General features: G+C 69.9%; 14 protein-coding genes. 7 read left to right on the plus strand and 7 right to left on the minus strand.

From position 1 onward, the window contains the following. Window positions 1–3,015, minus strand: a complete 3,015-nt coding sequence (locus Ahu01nite_RS37600; RefSeq protein ID WP_203841501.1) for a discoidin domain-containing protein — start codon at window positions 3,013–3,015, stop codon at window positions 1–3. Window positions 3,016–3,119: 104 nt separating this feature from the next. Here Ahu01nite_RS37600 and Ahu01nite_RS37605 point away from each other — a divergent pair, with 104 nt between their 5' ends. The 5 genes from Ahu01nite_RS37605 to Ahu01nite_RS37625 all read left to right on the plus strand — a co-directional run bounded on the left by Ahu01nite_RS37605 (window position 3,120) and on the right by Ahu01nite_RS37625 (window position 10,721). Continuing rightward, window positions 3,120–4,922 carry a multicopper oxidase family protein gene (locus Ahu01nite_RS37605; protein WP_203841502.1) on the plus strand — a complete coding sequence of 601 codons (1,803 nt, stop codon included), beginning with the start codon at window positions 3,120–3,122 and terminating at the stop codon, window positions 4,920–4,922. A gap of 48 nt (window positions 4,923–4,970) precedes the next feature. Further along, the gene (locus Ahu01nite_RS37610) at window positions 4,971–6,476 is read left to right on the plus strand and encodes a M81 family metallopeptidase (protein ID WP_203841503.1); all 1,506 of its coding nucleotides are present in this window, start codon (window positions 4,971–4,973) and stop codon (window positions 6,474–6,476) included. Between the two features lie 592 nt (window positions 6,477–7,068). Next, the gene (locus tag Ahu01nite_RS37615) at window positions 7,069–7,776 is read left to right on the plus strand and encodes a hypothetical protein (protein WP_203841504.1); all 708 of its coding nucleotides are present in this window, start codon (window positions 7,069–7,071) and stop codon (window positions 7,774–7,776) included. Window positions 7,777–8,008: 232 nt separating this feature from the next. Beyond that, entirely contained in the window at window positions 8,009–9,508 is a 1,500-nt protein-coding gene (locus Ahu01nite_RS37620) for a serine/threonine protein kinase (protein WP_438874856.1), read from the plus strand. 151 nt (window positions 9,509–9,659) lie between these two features. Further along, a complete protein-coding gene (locus Ahu01nite_RS37625; protein ID WP_203841506.1) occupies window positions 9,660–10,721 on the plus strand; it encodes an aldo/keto reductase in 1,062 nt (353 codons plus the stop codon). A gap of 85 nt (window positions 10,722–10,806) precedes the next feature. Here Ahu01nite_RS37625 and Ahu01nite_RS37630 read toward each other — a convergent pair whose 3' ends face one another. Beyond that, the gene (locus Ahu01nite_RS37630; RefSeq protein WP_203841507.1) at window positions 10,807–11,466 is read right to left on the minus strand and encodes a TetR/AcrR family transcriptional regulator; all 660 of its coding nucleotides are present in this window, start codon (window positions 11,464–11,466) and stop codon (window positions 10,807–10,809) included. 103 nt (window positions 11,467–11,569) lie between these two features. On the opposite strand from Ahu01nite_RS37630, the gene Ahu01nite_RS37635 reads away from it, so the two are divergent. Continuing rightward, the gene (locus tag Ahu01nite_RS37635; RefSeq protein WP_275411809.1) at window positions 11,570–12,727 is read left to right on the plus strand and encodes an FAD-dependent monooxygenase; all 1,158 of its coding nucleotides are present in this window, start codon (window positions 11,570–11,572) and stop codon (window positions 12,725–12,727) included. Window positions 12,728–12,849: 122 nt separating this feature from the next. Here Ahu01nite_RS37635 and Ahu01nite_RS37640 read toward each other — a convergent pair whose 3' ends face one another. Beyond that, on the minus strand, window positions 12,850–13,635 hold the full coding sequence (locus tag Ahu01nite_RS37640; protein ID WP_203841509.1) for a helix-turn-helix transcriptional regulator: 786 nt from the start codon (window positions 13,633–13,635) through the stop codon (window positions 12,850–12,852). A gap of 259 nt (window positions 13,636–13,894) precedes the next feature. Between Ahu01nite_RS37640 and Ahu01nite_RS37645 the strand changes: the two genes are divergently transcribed. After that, on the plus strand, window positions 13,895–14,068 hold the full coding sequence (locus Ahu01nite_RS37645) for a hypothetical protein (protein ID WP_203841510.1): 174 nt from the start codon (window positions 13,895–13,897) through the stop codon (window positions 14,066–14,068). Here Ahu01nite_RS37645 and Ahu01nite_RS37650 read toward each other — a convergent pair. From Ahu01nite_RS37650 to Ahu01nite_RS37665, 4 genes are read right to left on the minus strand one after another with little or no spacing between them, the layout of a single operon-like run. After that, window positions 14,043–15,344: an ATP-grasp domain-containing protein gene (locus tag Ahu01nite_RS37650; RefSeq protein WP_203841511.1), complete on the minus strand. Its 1,302-nt coding sequence runs from the start codon at window positions 15,342–15,344 to the stop codon at window positions 14,043–14,045. The two genes, Ahu01nite_RS37645 and Ahu01nite_RS37650, sit on opposite strands and share 26 nt — an antisense overlap. Continuing rightward, a complete protein-coding gene (locus Ahu01nite_RS37655) occupies window positions 15,344–17,305 on the minus strand; it encodes an amino acid adenylation domain-containing protein (RefSeq protein ID WP_203841512.1) in 1,962 nt (653 codons plus the stop codon). Before Ahu01nite_RS37655 ends, Ahu01nite_RS37650 begins: the two co-directional genes overlap by 1 nt. Then, complete coding sequence (locus Ahu01nite_RS37660) at window positions 17,295–18,080, minus strand: hypothetical protein (RefSeq protein ID WP_203841513.1); 786 nt, start codon at window positions 18,078–18,080, stop codon at window positions 17,295–17,297. The genes Ahu01nite_RS37655 and Ahu01nite_RS37660 overlap by 11 nt, the downstream gene beginning before the upstream one ends. Beyond that, window positions 18,073–19,641, minus strand: a complete 1,569-nt coding sequence (locus Ahu01nite_RS37665; protein ID WP_203841514.1) for a condensation domain-containing protein — start codon at window positions 19,639–19,641, stop codon at window positions 18,073–18,075. The genes Ahu01nite_RS37660 and Ahu01nite_RS37665 overlap by 8 nt, the downstream gene beginning before the upstream one ends. Between the last annotated feature and the right edge of the window lie 9 nt (window positions 19,642–19,650).

Below are 19,650 nucleotides of genomic sequence, written 5' to 3' on the forward strand. Positions count from 1 at the left end.
TCAGAACACCTCCAGAACAGCCAGTTCCGCATTGCCCGTACGCCAGCGCGGCACCGCTACCGCCACGTACCGCGCCTCCGTCCGGGCAGGAAGGTCGTCGTTCCGGGTCGGACGCGGGATCCGGACCAGGTCGGCGTACTGAATTCCGTCCGTCGACGACTGCACCACCACCGGCACCCGCGGGCCGCTCGACCAGGCGAGACGGAGGCGCGTGAGGCTGCGTACCGTGCCGAGGTCGACGACCATCCGCCCGGCGGGACCGGGACGCCAGGCCGTGGCGGGGTCGCCGTCGACGGCCCGGGCGGGGGCACCCATGCCCTCGGGCAGCGGCGAGGTGGGGAATGTCGTGCGGCCGCGTGCCAGATCAGCCGCCGGAGTGACCGGTCCACCGGGGACGGTCAGCGAACGGCTACGCCCGCGCGCCAGGTCGACGCGCGCCGACCAGTGCCCGGCGCGCACGATGATCCCCACCCGTTCACCCGGCGGGGCAGTGACGGTGACGTGATGGGAGTCGGTGACCTCGAACCGGGTCCCTGCCGGCGACCGGCCGTCGACGGTGAAACGGGGCGCTTCGACAACGGCAGATCCGGCGGCGAGCGACGCGAACCAGTCGAGGCCGTCACCGGTGGCGATCTGGACTCCCCGGTAGAGCCGCCGCGCCGACGGCAGGCCGATCGGTGCGCCGGTCACGGCAACGGCCGTGAGGTTGAAGACGCTCAGGAAGCCGTCGACGTCGTCGGCGCGCAGGCCGGACGGCGCGGTCACCGCGGGCCGGGCGGCGGCGCGGGACAGCCCGGACAGGTCGCCGGCGTAGCCTTCCAGCAACGTCGGTGCGGCGGGGCCGGGTGCCGCCACGACGCTGGTCGCGGTGACAGCGATCGCACGTGCCGGGTCGCGGCTGACGATTCCGGCGCGGCCGTCGATGTCGATCCAGCCACCTTCGACCGTACGCGTATCAGGCACCGCAACCGCATCGGCCCAGCTGTCCCCGTCCGCCGAGGTCTGCACCACGTAGGCGCCGGCGTACGCGGCTTCCCAGGACAGTCGCACCCCGGAAACGACCTGGTCAGCACCCAGATCGACGGCGAGCCAGCTGTCCGCGCGGGCACGTTCCTCCCGTGCGACCGCCCAGCGGGTCTGCTCGTCGCCGTCGACGGCGTGCGCGGCGGGATGAGCCGGGTCCTGCGACGAGGCGAACGGCGTCGCTTGCCGGGCCAGGTCCGTTCCGGCCTGGTCGAGTACCACGAACGTCCACAGCGAGTAGCCGTACTGGGTGGCGGCCCGCCGTCCGAGCATCCGCACGAAACGCGCGCTCCGGGCAGGGAAGGCCACCTCCTGCGTACCGCCGATGCTCTGGGGTGCAAGCGTGACCGTCCCCTGCGCGCTGGTGAACGTCCTGGTGCCGGTGAGACCGGGGACACCGGGCATGGACAGCGCGAATAGGGTCAGCGCGCCCTCGTCCGGGCCGACGCCGGTGGACGCGTACACGACGCTGCCGGTCGGCAGGGTCACGAAGCCCGCGTAGCCGGAGTTGACCGCGAGAACCGTCGCGGTAGCGTCGAAACCGTCCCGGATGGTCTCGTACGCGGTGCTCGATCGCGCCGTTGCCATGGCCCCGGCGGGCAGGAACCCCGGGCCGCGGGTGTCGATGAGCCAGTGGTCGTGACGCGGCTGCCAGAGGAAGCGGACGAAGCCGGGCTTGGTCACCGCCGCCGCGAACCCGTCCTCGGCCTGCTGCGCGGTCAGGCCGACGTCCGCCCCGAAGTCGCGCGTACCGGCCGCCCGCCGGAAGAACTCCCGTGCCGGCAAGGGTGCGACCGGCCGGCCCCGATGCCGGTGGAACAGGTAGGCGATCGCCAGCTCGGCGCGGGCCTCCGGCTCGTACTTGTCCTCGCCGCTGAACTTGGTGAGCTGGTACTGCGGGGCGTAGGTGAGGTAGGGCATCATCCGGGCGGCCAGGTCGGCCTCGGCGCGGGCCGCGTCCCGGTCACCCTGGACCTGGGCGAGGAACGCGAGCGGGAGGATGTCGCGCCCGTACAGGTGATAGCGGTCCGCCACCATCGGCATCACCGGTTCACCGGCGTCGGTGGCGAGCAGCCGCAACGTACGCCAGAGTTGCTCGCCGTTCGGCTGATGGGTCAGCACCCGCGGCAACGGGCGCCCGGCCACGAGGAAATGGATCGCCGCCCGGCCCGCGGTACGCCACAGTTCCGCCTGGTAGTGCGGGTTGGCCGAGCCGTGGTTCTCCACGATGAACGTGTCGTACAGGTTGCCGGCCGTGTTGTCGCTGACCCGCCGGCCGTCGACCAGCGCCGGGTTCGCGGCGTCGGCCGCCGGCAGGCCACTGGCGTTCATCGCCCACAGGTCGAAGCGCTCACGCCACGCCGGGTCGCCGGTCCATGCGACCCCGGGGGCGAGCGCCTGGGCGTAGACACCCATCTCCTCCAGCTTGGTGTCACCGATCCGGCCGCCGGTCGTGCCGTGCGGTGTCCAGTCGCCGCTGAGCGGGTCGTCGGCGGTGCCCAGTCCGTACGCGTATGCGGCCTGCCCCTCGGCGATGGCCGTGACGTTGCTCCGGGTCGCCTCGTCGAGGTCGTCCCAGAGGATGCGCGCCGCCAGTACGAAGTAGAGCTCGAAAGTGGAGTCCCAGAAGAGCCGTCGCCCCCACTCGGCGCCGCCCGCCAGCACGTTCGTGGCAGCGAACCGCCGGATCGTCGCCAGCGTCCGGGACAGCAGCGTCCCCCGATCGACCCCGGCGAGCTCCGCGTCGTAGTCCTCGACGCCGAGCAGCACGGCGTTGCCGAGGACGGCCGCGAACCGGAAGTCCGCAGCCTGATACGCGCCGATGCCCGCGTCCCACTGCTGCTCGACCCAGCGGGTGTGCACGTGCAGCAACTCGCGATAGATGTCCGCCACGGCGTCCCTGGCCTGCACCGGCCAGGGCGGACCCGGTGTGACCAGAGCGGCGCCCGCGATGCCGGGCAGAGCGAGAAACCCGCGACGAGAGATCGACATGTCTCCACCTTGCGCCCGGCCGGAGCCGGCGTCAAAGCCCGTCGCCGATAGGTAGGTGATTTGTGCCGACGCGGACGGGCGTCGTCCGGCCGCATCGTGGTGCGATGTTCGGAACCCTGATTCTCGTCGATGCGGTGCTGGCCGTGCTGGTGCTGCTCGCTGCTCCCGTGGCGGGCGTACGCCGGTCGGCTCGTTGGCTCTATCTGCTGGCGGCCCTGGTCGCCGCGCGTCTCGCCGTGGCCGGTGTACTCGCGACCGGCGGCTGGATCCTTGCCGACTCGCGACTGATCGCGCAGGTTCCGCTGGCGGTCCTGCCGGTGGCGTGGGCCGTGTGGCGGCCGGGGCGGGCCGCCGTCCACGTTGCGGTGGCCGGTGCGCTGCTGTCCGTCTGGTGGCTGCTCGTGCCGTTCGCGCCGGGCGACACCACCGTAGTGCTCGCCGGGTCGCTGGCTTCGCTGGGCCTGGTCGCCGGTGTGTCGCTGGGCGTCACCCGCTGGCGTACCGGAGGAACCCGGGTCGCCCGGATGCCGTGGCTGGCCGCTGTCGCGCTGCTGGTCCCGGCCGTCACACTCGGGGTCGCAGCGCGGGCGAACGCCGCCGCGGAAAGCCACGACCACTCCGCACCGGCGCCGCTCAGCGTCGACCAGCTCACCGGCCCGAGGGACCAGACCCCCGGCGTACGGGTCACGCTGACCGCTGCTCGCGGCACGGTACGGCTGACTTCCGGGCGTACGGTCGAAGCGCTCACTTTCAACGGCATGTCCCCGGGCCCCGAAGTCCGGGCCGTGCTGGGGCAACTGGTCGAGGTCACGCTCGTCAACACCGACGTCGCCGAGGGCGTCACCCTGCACTGGCACGGCGTCGACGTGCCCAACGCGGAGGACGGCGTTCCCGGGGTGACGCAGGACGCGGTTCTGCCCGGGCAGCGGCACGTCTACCGGTTCGTGCCCACCCGGGCCGGCACGTTCTGGTACCACACGCATCAGGACGGCGCGCTCAACGTGCAGAAGGGTCTGTTCGGGGCGCTGATCGTCGACGGGGCCACCGCGTTCGACGGGTACGAGCGCACGGTGTTCACCCACTCCTGGTCCGAGGGGCTTCCCGCCTTCGACCGCGCCGACACACCCGGGCGGGCGGCCGTCACGGACCGCGAAGTGTTACTGCGACTGATCAACAGCTCCGAACGGCCGCAACGCGTACGCGTCGACGGGGTCGCTTTCCGGGTCGCGGCCCTCGACGGCAACACCATCGACGGGGGCGGGGCCGTCGGGTCAGGGACCGCATTGCTGATCGCCGCCGGCGGCCGGTACGACGTGACGTTCACGATGCCGTCCAGCCCGGTGACCGTGGCGCTGGACGGGAACCCCGAGGTGTCGCTCACGCTGAGCCCCGACGGTAGTGCGGGCCCGGTCGCGCCGCGTGGTGGGGAGTTGTTCGACCGGCTCGGGTACGGCACCGGCCTGGCACCGGCCAACGGCGTTTACCAGCGCGAATACGACCTGCGGCTCGACGACGGGTTCGGGTTCAGCCAGGGCCGGTTCTCCTACGTCACCAGCCTGATCAACGGTCGCCTGTACCCGGCCGTACCGTCCCTCACCGTCACCCGCGGCGACCGGGTCAAGGTGCGCATCGCCAACCGCGGCATGTCCGACCATCCGTTCCACCTGCACGGCCACCGCGTACGCGTGCTGTCCCGAAACGGTGATCCCGTCACCGGCAGTCCGTGGTGGACGGACACCCTCAACGTCGGCTCCGGCGAGGTGTACGAACTCGCATTCGTCGCCGACAACCCCGGCATCTGGATGGACCACTGCCACAACTTCCGCCACGGCGCCAACGGCATGATCCTCCACGTCGCGTACACCGGCGTCTCCACGCCGTACTCCTCCGAGGACGCCCCCGAATGACCCACCGACGCCGGGGAAACTGTCAGAGGACCCGGTTAGTGTCGCGCCATGGAGAACGATGCCAAGGCCGCGGCGACCAGGGAATGGTCTACGAGCGGACCCCAGCGCGTACGCGTCGCCATCGGCGGCATCCACATCGAGTCCAGCACGTTCTCACCCCACCTGAGCAGCACCGGCGACTTCGAGGTCACCCGCGGCGACACGCTGCTGGCCCGTTACGACTGGCTCGCCCGGCCCTGGGCGGCCGACGTCGAATGGGTTCCGCTCGTGCACGCGCGAGCCCTTCCCGGCGGGGCCGTGGAGGCGGCGGCGTACGACGCCTGGGAAGCCGAGATCGTCGAGAAGCTGACCGCCGCCGGGCCGCTCGACGGCATGCTGCTGGACTTCCACGGCGCGATGAGCGTGGTCGGCCACGACGACGCGGAGGGCGACCTCGTCACCGCGATCCGCTCGGCGCTGGGCCCGCAACCCCTGATCTCCACCGCGATGGACCTGCACGGCAACGTCTCCACGGTGCTGTTCAACGCCTGCGACCTGCTCACCTGCTATCGCACCGCCCCGCACGTCGACGTCTGGGAGACCCGGGAACGGGCCGCCCGCAACCTGATCGACGCGCTGACCCGCGGCGTGCGGCCCAGCAAGGCCCTGGTCCACGTGCCGATCCTCCTGCCGGGTGAACAGACGAGTACGCGCGAAGAACCAGCCCGTGGCCTGTACGAGCGCATCCCCGAGATCGAGAACCGGCCCGGCATCATCGACGCGGCCATCTGGATCGGCTTCGCCTGGGCCGACCAGCCACGTTGCCGGGGCGCCGTCGTCGTCACCGGCGACGACGAGGCCGCTACGTCCTCCGCCGCGCTCGAGCTGGGCGAACACTTCTGGGCGGCTCGCGACGAGTTCACGTTCGTCGCCCCGACCGGCACGATGGACGAATGCCTCGACGCGGCACTCGCCCCGGCGGCGCGGCGCCCGTTCTTCATCAGTGACTCCGGCGACAACCCGGGCGCGGGCGGCGCCGACGACGTCACGTACGCGCTGTCCCGGATGCTGCTACGACCCGACATCCGCCGGGCGGTCTTCGCCTCGCTGGTCGACCCGGCAGCGGTCGCCTCGGTTGCCGGGCACGAGATCGGCGCGCCGGTGCGAGTCACCGTCGGCGGGCGCATCGACAGCCGGGAACCGGGCCCGCTGCTGCTCGACGGCGTTCTGGAGGCTGTCGCTGACGATCCGGACGGCGGGCGCTGTGTGAGCGTACGCGTCGGCGGGGTGAGCGTTTTTGTCACGTCCCGGCGCATGCAGTATCGGCTTCTTGCCTCCTACCAGCGGCTCGGCGTCGACGTGGCCGACGTCGACGTCGTCGTGGTGAAGATCGGCTACCTGGAGCCGGAGCTGTTCGACGCCGCGGGAGACTGGCTGCTCGCCCTCACCCCGGGCGGCGTCGACCAGCACCTCACCCGCCTGCCCTACCACCACGTCATCCGCCCGGTCTTCCCCCTGGACCGCGACTTCGACGCCGGCCTCACCGTCTCGACGGCACCCCCGCGGAGAAACTGAGCATCCACAACAGAACACCGAGCGGTCATCGTCGGGCTGTCCGAAGCGAACAGATCCTGGCGGGAAGTCAGGTGTTTCACCTGCCAGTTCGTCGAGGGCCGGGTCGCCGGCCGTTATTCGCAGGCCTTGAGCCGCGGGCTCGGGTCACCTGATCAGAGGGGCCATCCACGGCACCGGGACTGGAGAACGTCACCGTAGGCGCTGCAGGCCGGGAGGACATCGGTATCGGCCACTGCGACGCTACGATCTGAGCTCCTGTGATCGACACCGGAGGTGAGACGCGGTCGAGCAGGCGCTGCGCCAGATCGGCGCCGATCTCGAGGTCGGCGTTGATGCGAACATCTGCGGCGGTCGCCAGGTCCACGATGTCGTCGCTGGTGAACGCATCGGCTCCGAGGGTGCTGAGCCGCCGGGCGAATTCTTGTACGTTGATCATCTGCAGCCGCTCCTCGGGTTGCTGTTGACCCAGCGTAACCGCCCCTCGTGATCGGTGTTGCCTGTGCCCACCGATGGCAGTCGGGGAGTCGCCGTGCTCCGCAATGCGACGGCCTGCGTGGTGACCGGTTTGTGTTGCGGTGTCACCATGGGAGGCATGCCGCGGTGGGGTGCAGCAGCCATCGTCGGTGGGCTGTTGGCGTGGACCGCGTTGGCGACTCCGCTGAACGTCGCTGTCGGTGAGTACCTCGCCTACTACGACCCGCAGTCGGATCCGCAACGACTGGAGTATCACCGTGACCTGGCGGTGCACGTCTACACAGCCGGACACTGGTTCGGGCAACTCGTCGCGGCGGTCACCGGGGCCTGGCTGGTCACCCGCTCGGGGGTCTACCGCCCCGCGACGGCCGTCCGGGCGGTCCTGACCGGCGTGGTGCTCGGTGTCGGCAACGAGATGGTGGCGATCGCCGCCGGCATACGCGCCATGCGTACCCATGGATACCCGAGTGTGGCACCCGACCCGACCATGCTGTCTGATCACGCGGTGCTCTGGTGTTCGGGGGCGAGCCTCGCCTGTTTCCCGCTATGGGCACTCATCGGGACGGCGATCGGACAGCTTGTTCGTAGAGGCGCTTTGCTGACCACCGTCGTGACCATCGTTTTCCAGCCCGCCACATTCATTTTGACGGTGGGGCTGGCCGCGCCGCCGTCAAGTCACCCTCTGGCGGTAGCGGTGATCGCCGACGCCGGCCCGGCTGCGATGGTGATGCCGGCGATCCTGCTCGGCTGGGCGGCGGTGGCCATGGCCTCGGCGATCCTCGTGAATCGGCACCGGATCAGCAGAGGCCGGCGATCAACTTCTTGACGGGTGCACCGGCCTCGCCCGTCCCTTTCTCCGGGTGGTCGGCCGACGGCGGAGGGTTTTCATCGGACGGAGGCCAAGCCCGGCGTCCGCGCCGTGCCCGTAGTATCGTCGCGGCGATGATTGGTATCGCGGACGGCAGCCGGACGCGGGTCCGATGAAGACTCCGCTGCGGCCCTCCGATCCTCGGGTTCTTGGCGATTACCGCCTTTCCGCGCGCCTCGGGCAGGGCGGCATGGGTACGGTCTATCTCGGTCACGGGCCGCAGGGACGACCGGTTGCGATCAAGGTCGTCAAACCTGAGCTCGCGTACGAGGACGAGTTCCGTGCCCGCTTCCGCAGTGAGGTCAACCGTGCTCGCCAGGTGCCTCCGTTCTGCACGGCTGAGCTACTGGACGCGGACTTCGACCACGAGTTGCCCTACCTGGTCACGGAGTTCGTGGACGGGCCCAGCCTGCAGGAGATCGTCGCCGGTCAGGGGCCACTGAGCGGCGGAAGTCTGCACAGCGTGGCGGTCGGCGTGGCCACCGCGCTGGCCGCGATCCATGGTGCCGGGGTGATCCACCGCGATCTCAAGCCGGCCAACGTACTCTTCGCCCTGGGCAACCCGAAGGTGATCGATTTCGGTATCGCGCGGGCCTTCGAGGCCACCAGCCAGCACACGGGCACCGACCAGATGGTCGGCACGGTCGCGTATATGGCTCCGGAGCGGTTCGACGCGGACTCGAGCCGGATCGGGCCCGCAGCGGACGTGTTCGCGTGGGGTGTCGTCGTCACCTATGCGGGCACGGGTCGTACGCCGTTCGGAGGTGACACGGCCGCGGCGACGGCCGGCGCGATCCTGACCCGGCCGCCGAAGCTGGACGGCCTGCCGCAACCACTTCATGATCTGGTCGCGCGCGCTCTGGCGAAGGAGCCGGAACGGCGACCTACCGCCTTCGAACTGCTGGAGGAACTGGTCGCCGCGGGCGCTGCTACGACGGTTGCCGGGACCGGCCGGCCAGAACTGCAGCAGGCGGCCCGGGCGGCACTGCGTACCGGACATGATCAAGCAGGAGATCGCCAGACCGGGACTGTCTCGAGGTGGCTCGCGCCCCTGCTTTCCGTGCTCGGTGTGCTCGCCGTCGCCTCCGTGGTGTTCGCCTTCACTCCGGCGCGCGATCTCGTCCTGGGTGAGGAGCCGGCCTCGGCGCCCGGCCCCGCCCCTGCGGCGTCCGGACCGAGCTCGACCGATGACGGCGGCGATGCGGGTCCGGTTGAGGCGCCAGCGGTGAGCAGGACACCGGAGGCCCCGAAGTGCAGCAACACCGACATCACGATCGTGGTCACCGCGCAGGGCGAGAACCCGGCGGCGCTCGGCACGCAGAAGGGCCTCGTGTCGATCGAGAACACCTCCAACGCCGCCTGCCGTGTCGACGGGCGCGTACATCTCAGCCTCTACGACCCCACCGACTCGCGCATCGACGTGCCGGCCAGCTCTGTCAACGAGCCCGGCGAGCCGGTCGAGATCCTGCTCAAGCCGGGCACCGGCGCTTTCCAGGGCATCAAGTGGCAGGCTTGCGACCGCAACGAATGCGCGGCCGGTAACACCATGCGTGGCAGCCTCGAGCCCTCCGACCGGGGCGAGGTCGTCACGCTGGAGGGTTTCCCGGACCCCAACCGCCCCGACATCGCCATGTCGTCGCTGAAACTGGGCACTCTGCAGCCCAGTCGCCAGGGCGTCGTCGCCTGGTAGGGACGGCCCTCGAGCTCGGGCGTCGTAACTTCGCGATGAGTACGGCTGGGTGGGTGTCGCACACCGAGGTAAAGGCGTCCTTCTCCGCTCGCCCGGCCACGTCGAGGCTGATTGCCGTACCGGAACGACACCGACGGCAACGGAGCAGAACATGTCCCTCACGGATTACCGCACGATCGGCACGTCGGGACTGCGGGTCAGCCCGCTCGCACTGGGTGCGATGACCTTCGACGACGGCAGCTGGGGCTCGTCGCCGGAGACCTCCTTCGGCATCCTCGACCGCTACCTCGATGCCGGCGGGAACTTCGTCGACACCGCGAACATGTACAACGCAGGCGCCTCCGAACAGACCCTCGGACAGTACTTCACCGCCCGGCCCGGGCGTCGTGACCGCATGGTGCTGGCCACGAAGTTCGCCGGCAGCATGGACGCGGCCGACCCGAACTCGGGGGGCGCGGGACGTAAAGCGATCCGCGGTCAGCTCGATGCCTCGCTGCGCCGGCTGAACACCGATTACATCGATCTGTACTGGATGCACCAGTGGGACCGGCACACCCCGATCGAGGAGACTCTCTCAACGTTGGACGAGCTGGTCCGTGCGGGCAAGGTGAACGCGATTGGGCTGTCCAACACCCCGGCCTGGTGGGTCGCGCAGGCCGTGACGACGGCACGGCTTCGGGGCTGGGAGTCTGTTGCGGCGCTGCAGGTCGAGTATTCCCTGCTGGCCCGGACGGTCGAAGGTGAGACCTTCGGGGCTGCCCGGCATTTCGGCCTGGGCGTGACCCCGTGGAGCCCTCTCGCCAGCGGAGCCTTGTCCGGTAAGTATTCCCGCACCAGGACGTCGGTGCAGGGATCGGGCCGCGCTGCCTATGCCGGCGTTCACCTCAACGAATCGACCTTCACGCTCCTCGACACACTCGAGAAGATCGCCGGCGATCTCGGCACCACGGTCGCCGCCACCGCGCTGGCCTGGGTCCGTCAGCGCCCCGAGGTCACCTCCACCCTGATCGGCGCCCGGACCCCCGAGCAACTCGAGGCCAACCTCGCCTCGATCGACGTTGTACTCACCACCGAGCAGATCAGGGAACTCGACGGGCTCACGGCTCCGTCACTCGACTACCCCCACGCCGTTGCCGACAGCATGGTCGGGTTCCAGCAGGGGAATACCACCATCAACGGGCTGTCCGCCGAAGCCTTCGTCCGCCGCGGATGAGTCGGCGCTGTGGCTGGGCCTGGTGCTTCGGTTCGTAAGTCTGTCGGGGCCTGACGGTTGGGGGTGGGGCCGGGCAGCACGACGGCTACCGGATCGTTGTGGCGGCTCTTGTCTTCATGGCGCGAAAAGTCTCGGCGGCGTCCGCGAGTGTGACGTCGGCGTCTTCGTGGAGCTTTTGAGCGACGGTGGCGAGGTGCGCCCCTGACAGGATCGCCTCTCCGATCCTGTCGGTAACGGCCTGGATCACGGTGATGAGACCGCTGGCATGGGCGCGGGCCACGAGAGCATGTATTTCCGGATCGGTCTCGCCGATGGCTGCTGCGATCGCCTCGGCCTGCTCGAAGCGGAACTGCAGCGCATAGCGGCGCAGCGAGTCGCTCTCCACGGACTGCGCGGGGAATTCACCGCGGGCGAAGTACACATCCCGTGCGGCGAAGTGGTCGATGTCCTCATGCACCTGAACGCGGAGGGCGTCAGCCGGGGTGAGAGCCGGGTCGCGCTCGGCGACACACCGACGCGAACGTTCGAGCATGTCGTCGGCACGGTCGAGGACGAGGCCGGGCTTGGTCGGGAAGTAGTTGAAGACGGTTTGAACCGCCACCCCCGCGGCGGTCGCAACGTCAGACATGGCGACGGCGTCGTAGCCGTGCTCCGCGAAGAGCTGAGCTGCGGCATCGGCCAGGCGCTGCCGCGTCTCCAGCTTCCTGAGTTCTCGGCGACCCGTCGGCTTCGTCACGTACGCCATGATGCCACGATCTTGGAGTCACACCAAGTTTATGCTACGGTCATAAACCTGGAGTCACTACAAGATTGATTTATCTGGTCGCTGACCAGCGAGAGGACCCATCATGGAATCGGTTACGACGAAGCAGTCAGGTCGGGTGCTGATCTCAGGGGCGAGCTTTGCCGGCTTGACGACGGCGATCTGGATGCAGCGCCTGGGATATCAGGTCACCGTCGTCGAGAACGCGACAGGCCTGCGTAAGGGCGGGACACCGGTCGACCTCCGCCATGACGCGATGGAGATCTTCGATCGGATGGGTGTCCTTCCCGCCGTCCGGGCGAAGGCGCTCCCGCCGCGCACCACCGAGTTCGCTGACATCGACGGCACGCCCATCGCGAGGATGGAACCCGAGCCCACGGCCGAGACCATCGTCATCGACGACTACGAGATCCACCGCCACGACGACGTCGAGATCCACCGCGACGACCTCCTCGCGATCCTGTTCGCCGAGATCGGAGACACCGTCGAGGTGATCTTCGGCGACTCCATCACCGAGCTGACCGCCACTGCTGAGGGCGTCCGGGCTGCGTTCCGCACCGGTCCGGACCGCGAATTCACGATGGTGCTGGGATGCGACGGCAACCACTCCACTGTCCGCAGGCTCTGGTTCGGACCGGAGACGGACTACAGCCACTTCCTGCACCACTACACCTCCGTCACCGTGGTGGACGACACCTTCATCCCGTCCTGGACGTCACGGATCCAGAACACACCCGGCCGGACGCTGCTGCTGAACTCCTACGAGGACACCACCGACGTCGTCTTCGTTTTCCACGCCGAGCAGGAGATACCGTACGACTACCACGACCTCGACGAGCAGAAGCAGATCATCCGCGACCAGTTCGCCGATGCGGGCAGCCCGTTCACCGACGTCCTCGACAAGGCCCTCGCCGCCGACAACTTCTACTTCGACAAACTGAGCCAGAACCGGTTGCCGTCCTGGGCATCGGGGCGGGTCGCGCTCGTCGGCGATGCCGCATACTGCCCATCGCCCGCCGCCGGCATGGGTGGATCCGTCGCGATCCTCGGCGCGACAGCACTGTATGACGCCTTCCGCAGCAGCGGCGGTGATGTCGAGAGCGCGTTCACCGAATACGAACGAAGCTTCCGCCCCACCGCCGAGCGCATCCAAACCGAGACCGAGACATTCGGCCTGCCCATGATCTTCCCCGACACCGCCGAAGCGATCGCAGCTCGCAACGCCCAGCTCCTCGAGCACTGAACCAGCACCCCCGGACATGCCCACCGTCGCCCGCGATCCCGGGACCGCACGACGGCGCTGGGAGCTCTCCGGACACTGACCTTCGAGCTGCTACCGGCGCGGTGAGCAGCCGGCACCCGGCCTCAGAGCAGTTTGGCCAGCGCGTCGGCATCGGGGGAGGAGGGCGCGCTCTGATAGGTGATGATCACCTGATCGTCCGCGGCGACGTTGGACAGCGTCTGGCGCCGCAGGGTGAGAGCGCCCACGGAGGGATGGTGGAACCGCTTCATCTCGTTGCGGGTCGGGCGTACATCGTGATCTGCCCAGAGGTCGCGGAAGTCGTTGTCGGTCAGCATCGACGTGATGAGGTCGGCGGTGGCGGGGTCGCGGGGGTCGGCCTCGGCGCGCAGGGCGGCCGTGGTCTGCGCGGCGATCTCTGCCCAGTCGGGGAACAGCAGGCGGACCCCGGGGTCGTGGAACATGCCCCGGACGAGGTTCTGGCCGGGTGTGTACAGCGGTGACAGGGCCATGGCGAGTTTGTTGGCGGCCAGCACGTCGAAACGGCGGTTGCGCACGTACGCCGGGGTGGTGCTCCAGGAGTCGAGCAGTTGCTGGACGTCGTCGGAGACTCCGTCGTGCCGGGCGGCGGAAGGTGGCGGGGCCGCCAGCGCGTACAGATGGGCGGTCTCGTCACGGTCGAGCCGCAACGCGGTCGCCAGGGCCTGCAACACCTGCGCCGAGGGATTGTGGTCGGTGCCCTGCTCCAGCCGGATCAGGTAGTGCTCGCTGACACCGGCCAGGCGGGCCAGTTCGTCGCGGCGCAGGCCCGGGACGCGCCGGCGCCCGTACGACGTCAATCCTGCTTCGTGTGCCTGGATCCGCCCCCGGCGTGCCTTGAGGAAGTCGCCGAGCAGTTTGTCGCCGCTCATGTCACCAGCCTAGCCCCGCCAGGGTGCTGGTTGCCTGTTCCCGCCCGAGGGACCGACATGGTTCATCACCGGTGCGTCCCGCGGTTTCGGGCGCGTCTGGGCCAGGCCGCCCTCGAACGCGGCGACCGGGTCGCGGCGACGGCACGAAACCCGGAAAACCTGAGAGATTTGACCGAGGCGTACGGGGACGTGGGCGCTCGAGGGACTCAGTGAGGCGCTGTCCGCGGAGCTGGCCCCGCTCGGCCCGAAGGTGACGATCGTGGAACCGGGTCCGTACGGCACCGACTGGTCCGGGGAATCCGCTGCCCACACCGCGCCGATCGACGCCTCTGCCGGGTCCCGCCGGCCAGCGCCGCATGGTGTCCGGCAGCGGGTCACCGTACGCCGGGGGGTGTACGCGGCGATGCTCACGAGAATGCCCTCGGTGGCGTGAGAGCCCGCGCCGACAGGGTCTGCTGCCGGCCGTTCGGGAAGGTGAACCGGTAGGACAGCACATCTTTGAGCCGGTCGATCTGCGCCGCCATGGTCAGGTGGTCCTCCGAGTCGCCGCAGGCCAGATCGAGAGGGTTCGTCATGACCCCGACGTCGACCCGTTCGCCCGCCCTGACGTAGGGCACGTACCGGCTGACACCTGGCAGTCCGGCCGCGTCCCGGCCGCCGGTGGCCTCGTCGAGAGACACCGCGTCGAGCGGCGCCGGGCTGCGGAACTGCCAGAACACCCGCGACGGCATCGGTGGCGGCGGGCCGGCAGGGTGGCCGAGCGCGATGCCGGCCGCGAACTGGACCAGATCGACGCCGGTAGCCCGGCGGGAGAGTTCGTTGAGGTGGCCGCCGAGCCGGCCGTTGACCTCGATGATGCGCGGGCCCCCGGCTGTCAGCTTTATCTCGGTGTGCGTGACGCCGAGCCGGATGTCCAGCGCTCGTAGCGCCCGCGTGGTCAGCTCGAGGATCTGTTCGCGCTCGCCGGGCGGCGTGTACGCGGGCCAGAACTGGCCCACCTCACGGAACGGCTCGACCTGCGGCAGCTTGCCGGTCACCGCGAGATGGTGGATCCGGCCCTGGACCACGGCACTCTCCACCGACACGTAGTCGCCGAACGGCCGGGTGTCGCGCCCGCGGAGGAACTCCTCCAGGACCAGCCCGTGCGTGGCGTCGGGGCCGTCGATCAGCCGCTTCGTCAGGTCCCGCCCGGTGGCCTCGTCCCGGATCGGGTAGGTGTCCCGGCTGCCGCCGCCGCGCAGCGGTTTCAGAACGGCCGGCAGGCCCACCGTACGCACGGCCTCCGGCCATTCGCCGACGCCGTGGATCGCCACGCTGCGGGTCGGGTCGACGTCGCACAGGCGTAGCCGGTCGCGCTGGGCGAATTTGTCGGTGAGCAGTTCCGTCGTGGCGGGGCTGTGGTACGGCAGCGCCAGCCGGCCGGCGAGAGCCGCCGTGCGGGGGACCATCTTCTCACTGAAAGTGATGATGCCGGCCGGTCGGCGTTCCCGCAGAGCGGCGGCGTCGGCTTCGAGGTCGTCGGTCAGTACCTGGGCCTCGGCGAGCCGGCGCATGACCGGCAGCAACCGCAGCGCGTGGTCCGTCGGCGCGACCAGGAAAAGGATCGGCGCGAGCGGTCCGATGGCCGAGACCGCTTCTACCGGGTGGACGGCACCCTTGTCGTAGACGACGGCCAGGGGGCGTGGGTCCTCCGTCGGTCGTGATGCCATCAGACGCGACTGTCCTTTCGGGCGCGGATCAGGTCTGCCAGGTCGGCGAGGACCGACACGGTGAGGACCTCCTCCATGGTGATCGTGATGTTCAGGTCGGCGGCGGCCCGGCGGCGCAGCCGGAAGGCGAGGAGGGAGTTTCCGCCCAGTGCGAAGAAGTCCTCACGTACGCCGACCGTCTCAGCGCCGAGCAGTTCCGCCCAGAGACCGGCCAGATACTCCTCGATCTCGTTGCGTGGCCCGGCGGTGTCGTGGTGGCGGCGAAGCTCCGCCTGGGCCATCGCCAGCAACTGCGCGGTGTCACGTTTGCCGTGGCTGTTCGCCGGGATCTGTTCCGTACAGGCGAAGGCCGACGGTACGAGGTAGTCCGGCAGCACCCGCCCGGCATGGGTGCGTAGCTGCGGCAGCGCCAGGTCTTCGCCGGTGACCAGGGCGACCAGGTGTTTGCCGTCCCCTTCCCCGACGGTCACCACGGCGACGTCGCGGACGCCCGGGAACCGGCCGAGGACCCGTTCCACCTCCCGCGGTTCGACCCGGTACCCGCGGATCTTCACCTGGTCGTCGGCCCGGCCGAGAAATTCCAACAGGCCGTCCGCGGTGCGGCGGGCCAGGTCGCCGGTTGTGTAGATCCGGCCGCCGTCGGTGGCGAACGGGTCGGGCAGGAACCGGGCCGCGGTCAGCCCGGCCTGGCCGAGGTATCCGCGGGCGACACCGGCGCCACCGATGCACAGCTCGCCCGGCTGCCCGTCGGCGACCGGCCGCCGGTCGGCATCGAGCAGGTACACGCGGGCGCCGGCGAGGGCCGATCCGATCGGGACGTTCGCACGGTCGGCGCCGTCCTCGGTGATCCGGTACGAGGTGCAGGCGGTCGTACCCTCGGTGGGGCCGTAGAGGTTGTGGAATTCGCCGTCGAACGAGCTGTTCAACAGCTCGCGGCAGGCGGCCGGAAGGATCACGTCGCCGCCGGTGTGCAGGATCCGCAGTCCGGCGAAGGCCTCCGGATCCTCGCGGGCGATGTGGTTGACGGCCATGGTCGGCGCCAGCATGGCGGTGATGCGGTGCCGGGAGAGCTCGTGTCCGGGGTCGCCGGCGACGAGGTCGGTCACCGTGGGCAGCACGACGATCCGGGCACCGCTGGTCAGCGTGCTCCACGTCTCGAAGGTGAACGCGTCGAAGGAGAGGCTCGACACGTGCGCCACCCGGTCGTCGGGGGTGAGCGCCGGCAGCGCGGGGTTGCGGGCGAAGTAGGCGAGGTTGCTGTGCTCGAGCACGATCGCCTTGGGTGTACCGGAGGATCCGGACGTGAACAGCACACAGGCGGCCTGGCATCCGCAGGGGCGGGGGCGGCGCGGGGCTGCCTCGCCGGTCCCGGAAAGGTCGTCGATGGTCGCCGTGTCGACGCCGGTGTCCGCGAGCCGGTCCCTGAGCGCGGCAGTGGTGATCACGAGCCGGGCGCCGCTGCCGGCGATCATGAGATCGCGCCGGGCATCGGGGTATCGGGTGTCGACGGGTACGTAGGCGGCGCCCTCCTTGAGGATCGCGAGCAGCGTGACGAAGACGTCGGCGCCCCGGGGCAGGTGGACGGCGACCCGGTCGCCGGGATTCAGCCCCCGCGCCCGCAGGCCGGCCGCGATGGTGTCGGAGAGGCGGTCGAGGTCGTGGTAGGTCAGGGAGCGTTCGTCGTCCGACACGGCCGGCCGGTCGCCGTGGCGGCGTACGACGTCAGCGAAAAGGTGCGGAATGTTCGGGCGCCGGCACGCCGCGGGGTCGGGGCAGTGTGGTCCGTTCGTCCCGGCTTCGACGGCGGCCAGGCAGTCGGTGTAGCCGGCCGCCGGCCCTGTGCGGTCCCAGCCGCCCGGCACCGGCCGGTCGGCGGGCCAGACACTGTGGTGGCCGTCGGCCGAGCGCACCACGGTGAACGCGGCGGTGCTCTCCGCCCAGCCTCGTGGGTCATCCGGCATGGCTGTTCTCCTTCCCGAGTATCGACAGGACGGCCGCCGCGACCTCGGGTTGCTGCAGCAGGGTGTCGCGGTCAGCGGCGATGCGGATGGTCTCGGTGCTCAGGGCCCCGGGCCACTCGGTGACGCAGTCGTGCTCGCGGGAGACGATCTGTACGGCCGAGCCGCCCCAGGCGGGCCACGAGGCGTTGTGCGCGGCGATGAGGTGGCTCAGCCAGTCCAGGTAGTAGGCGGCGAACATCTCGGTCTCGGCGCGGGCCGTCTCCGGGTCCACCGAGCCGTCATGGGGTGCGTGACCGCCCACCTCGAGCAGGCCGCGGTACATGCTCTCGATCGCTTCCCGGGGTCGGCTCCGCAGGCCGGCCGGGTCGATGGCCGGGGGAGTACGACGGGCGGGATCGACCGAGAGCAACTCCCCCAGTTTGTCGGCGGCCAGCAGGTATTCGGCCTGGATCGACGCGGCGGTGGCGGGTTCACCGTCGAAGAGCACCAACGGCACCGGGACACCGGTGGCGTCTCGCAGCGAAGCCGCCAGTTCCTGCGCGATCGGGGCGGCTGCGCAATAGCCGAGCACGGCGCGGACCTCGGTGCCGAACGGGCCGTTCCGGTGCCACAGCTGGTCGGCGTACGTGGCCGCGGTCAACTCCCGGGGAAAGGGGGACGTAAGTACATTGTGGACAGTGATGCCGTGCTGATGCAGACCGAGGGCCGATACGGGGGCTTGACGCCGCCGGCCGACGTAGTCGCAGACCAGGACGGTGCCGGCGATCTCATTCATCTCTGGCTCCGGTGAGAGGCCGGCCGGCGATCAACCGGCGCAGGGTGGCGTGGTGCAGTTCGCCGTACGTGGCCAGCTCGTCGGCCGGCCAGACCAGCGTGTCGGCCGAGAGGTCGAGCCGCAGCCCGATGCCGTCCGGGCTCTGCACGGCGTCGATGATCAACGGGAAGCTGACTTTGTCGTGGATCTCCCGCGATCCGGACGGCATCACGCCCGACGAGTGCAACCGCTGCTCCAGCCGGAAGTGCACGTAGTTGAAGGTGGTGTCGTACAAGTGCCGGCCGTTGATCCGTTTGACCTCGGCGTAGGGGAAGCGCCGATGGGGGAAGAGGTCCTGTTCGGCGCGGCGTACCCGGCGGACCAGATCGCCGCCGTCGGCGGACATGGGGACCGAGACCGGCAGGACGTTGAGGAAGAGCCCGATCATCTGGTCGCCGCCGGCCTCCTCCACGCGTCCGTTGCAGACCAGGCCGGTGACCGGCCTGGCGTCGCCGGTGCGGGCGTGACGGGCGGCGAGGTGCGCCGCCAGCAGAACCGACTTCACCGGTACGCGCTGGGCTGCGGCGAAGTCGGTGACCTGCTGCCAGGTGTCAGCGGCCACGGGCACCGACACGCGGTGACGCGCGCTGCTGCGCTCCGGCTCGGCGACGGCGGGCAGGTCGCGGGTGCGAGCGGCCCAGAAATCGCGGGTCACCGGCGACTCGACGGCCTGCCGTTCCCGCCGGACGAACTCGGCCATCTGCGGGCGCGGGCCGGTGGCGGCGGGCTTCTCACCCCTCCGCAAGGCGAGATAGCAGTCCATCAGCTCGGTGATGAAGACGGTGTCACTCCAGCCGTCCATGATGGCGTGGTGGAAACCGTACGTGATCTGGAAGGTGTCGTCGGCCATCGCGGTCACCGCGACCCGTAGCAGCGGTCCCTGTTCCACGTCGAGGGGCTCGCCGGCGTACGCGAGATCAGCGCGTAAGGCGTTGCCGGCGTCGTTGTCCGCGACCTGCGTGGACCGCAGCGGGATCGTCACCTTGCGGGAGACGAGTTGGAGCAGGGTGCTGTAGCCGGACAGGTTGATCGAGGTGCGCAGCGACTCGTGCCGATCCGCGAGTACGTCGAGCGCGCCCCGCATGGCGGCCTCGTCGTAGGGCACCGTGATCCGGCGTGAGATCACGTCGTGGTAGAGCGAGTCGTCCTGGGCGATCCCCTCGAAGATCAACCCCTGCTGCAGCAGGCTCGCCGGGAAGGCCCGCTCGACGTCAGCGGGGAGCGCGGCGAGATCGGCGGCGCTGACCAGACCCGCCGGCTCCGGGGGGACGGCTTCCTGCGGCGCCGGCCTGATCGCAGCGACCAGCTGCCGGATGGTCGGACGTTCGAACAGGTCGGTCAGTGCGATCGGGATACCGTGCCGTTCGGCCTCGACGATCGCTTTGATCGCCATGAGGGAGTCGCCGCCGAGGACGAAGAAGTCGTCGTCGAGACCGATCTGCTCGACCCCGAGGATCTGCGCCCATACCTGGGCGAGCGTGACCTGTTCGGGACCGGCGTCTATGACGTCGCGGGTGACCATGGGTCTGTC

The sequence above is a fragment of the Winogradskya humida genome (assembly GCF_016862215.1).
Taxonomy (GTDB): Bacteria; Actinomycetota; Actinomycetes; order Mycobacteriales; family Micromonosporaceae; genus Actinoplanes; species Actinoplanes humidus.

Excerpts from the sequence above, each read along its gene's own strand:
- Ahu01nite_RS37610 (WP_203841503.1), top strand. The coding sequence starts at position 4,971 with ATGGAGAACGATGCCAAGGCCGCGGCGACCAGGGAATGGTCTACGAGC.
- Ahu01nite_RS37655 (WP_203841512.1), bottom strand. The coding sequence starts at position 17,305 with ATGCCGGATGACCCACGAGGCTGGGCGGAGAGCACCGCCGCGTTCACC.
- Ahu01nite_RS37615 (WP_203841504.1), top strand. The coding sequence starts at position 7,069 with ATGCCGCGGTGGGGTGCAGCAGCCATCGTCGGTGGGCTGTTGGCGTGG.
- Ahu01nite_RS37665 (WP_203841514.1), bottom strand. The coding sequence starts at position 19,641 with ATGGTCACCCGCGACGTCATAGACGCCGGTCCCGAACAGGTCACGCTC.
- Ahu01nite_RS37625 (WP_203841506.1), top strand. The coding sequence starts at position 9,660 with ATGTCCCTCACGGATTACCGCACGATCGGCACGTCGGGACTGCGGGTC.
- Ahu01nite_RS37640 (WP_203841509.1), bottom strand. The coding sequence starts at position 13,635 with ATGAGCGGCGACAAACTGCTCGGCGACTTCCTCAAGGCACGCCGGGGG.
- Ahu01nite_RS37600 (WP_203841501.1), bottom strand. The coding sequence starts at position 3,015 with ATGTCGATCTCTCGTCGCGGGTTTCTCGCTCTGCCCGGCATCGCGGGC.
- Ahu01nite_RS37620 (WP_438874856.1), top strand. The coding sequence starts at position 8,009 with ATGGGTACGGTCTATCTCGGTCACGGGCCGCAGGGACGACCGGTTGCG.
- Ahu01nite_RS37635 (WP_275411809.1), top strand. The coding sequence starts at position 11,570 with ATGGAATCGGTTACGACGAAGCAGTCAGGTCGGGTGCTGATCTCAGGG.
- Ahu01nite_RS37605 (WP_203841502.1), top strand. The coding sequence starts at position 3,120 with ATGTTCGGAACCCTGATTCTCGTCGATGCGGTGCTGGCCGTGCTGGTG.
- Ahu01nite_RS37630 (WP_203841507.1), bottom strand. The coding sequence starts at position 11,466 with ATGGCGTACGTGACGAAGCCGACGGGTCGCCGAGAACTCAGGAAGCTG.
- Ahu01nite_RS37660 (WP_203841513.1), bottom strand. The coding sequence starts at position 18,080 with ATGAATGAGATCGCCGGCACCGTCCTGGTCTGCGACTACGTCGGCCGG.
- Ahu01nite_RS37650 (WP_203841511.1), bottom strand. The coding sequence starts at position 15,344 with ATGGCATCACGACCGACGGAGGACCCACGCCCCCTGGCCGTCGTCTAC.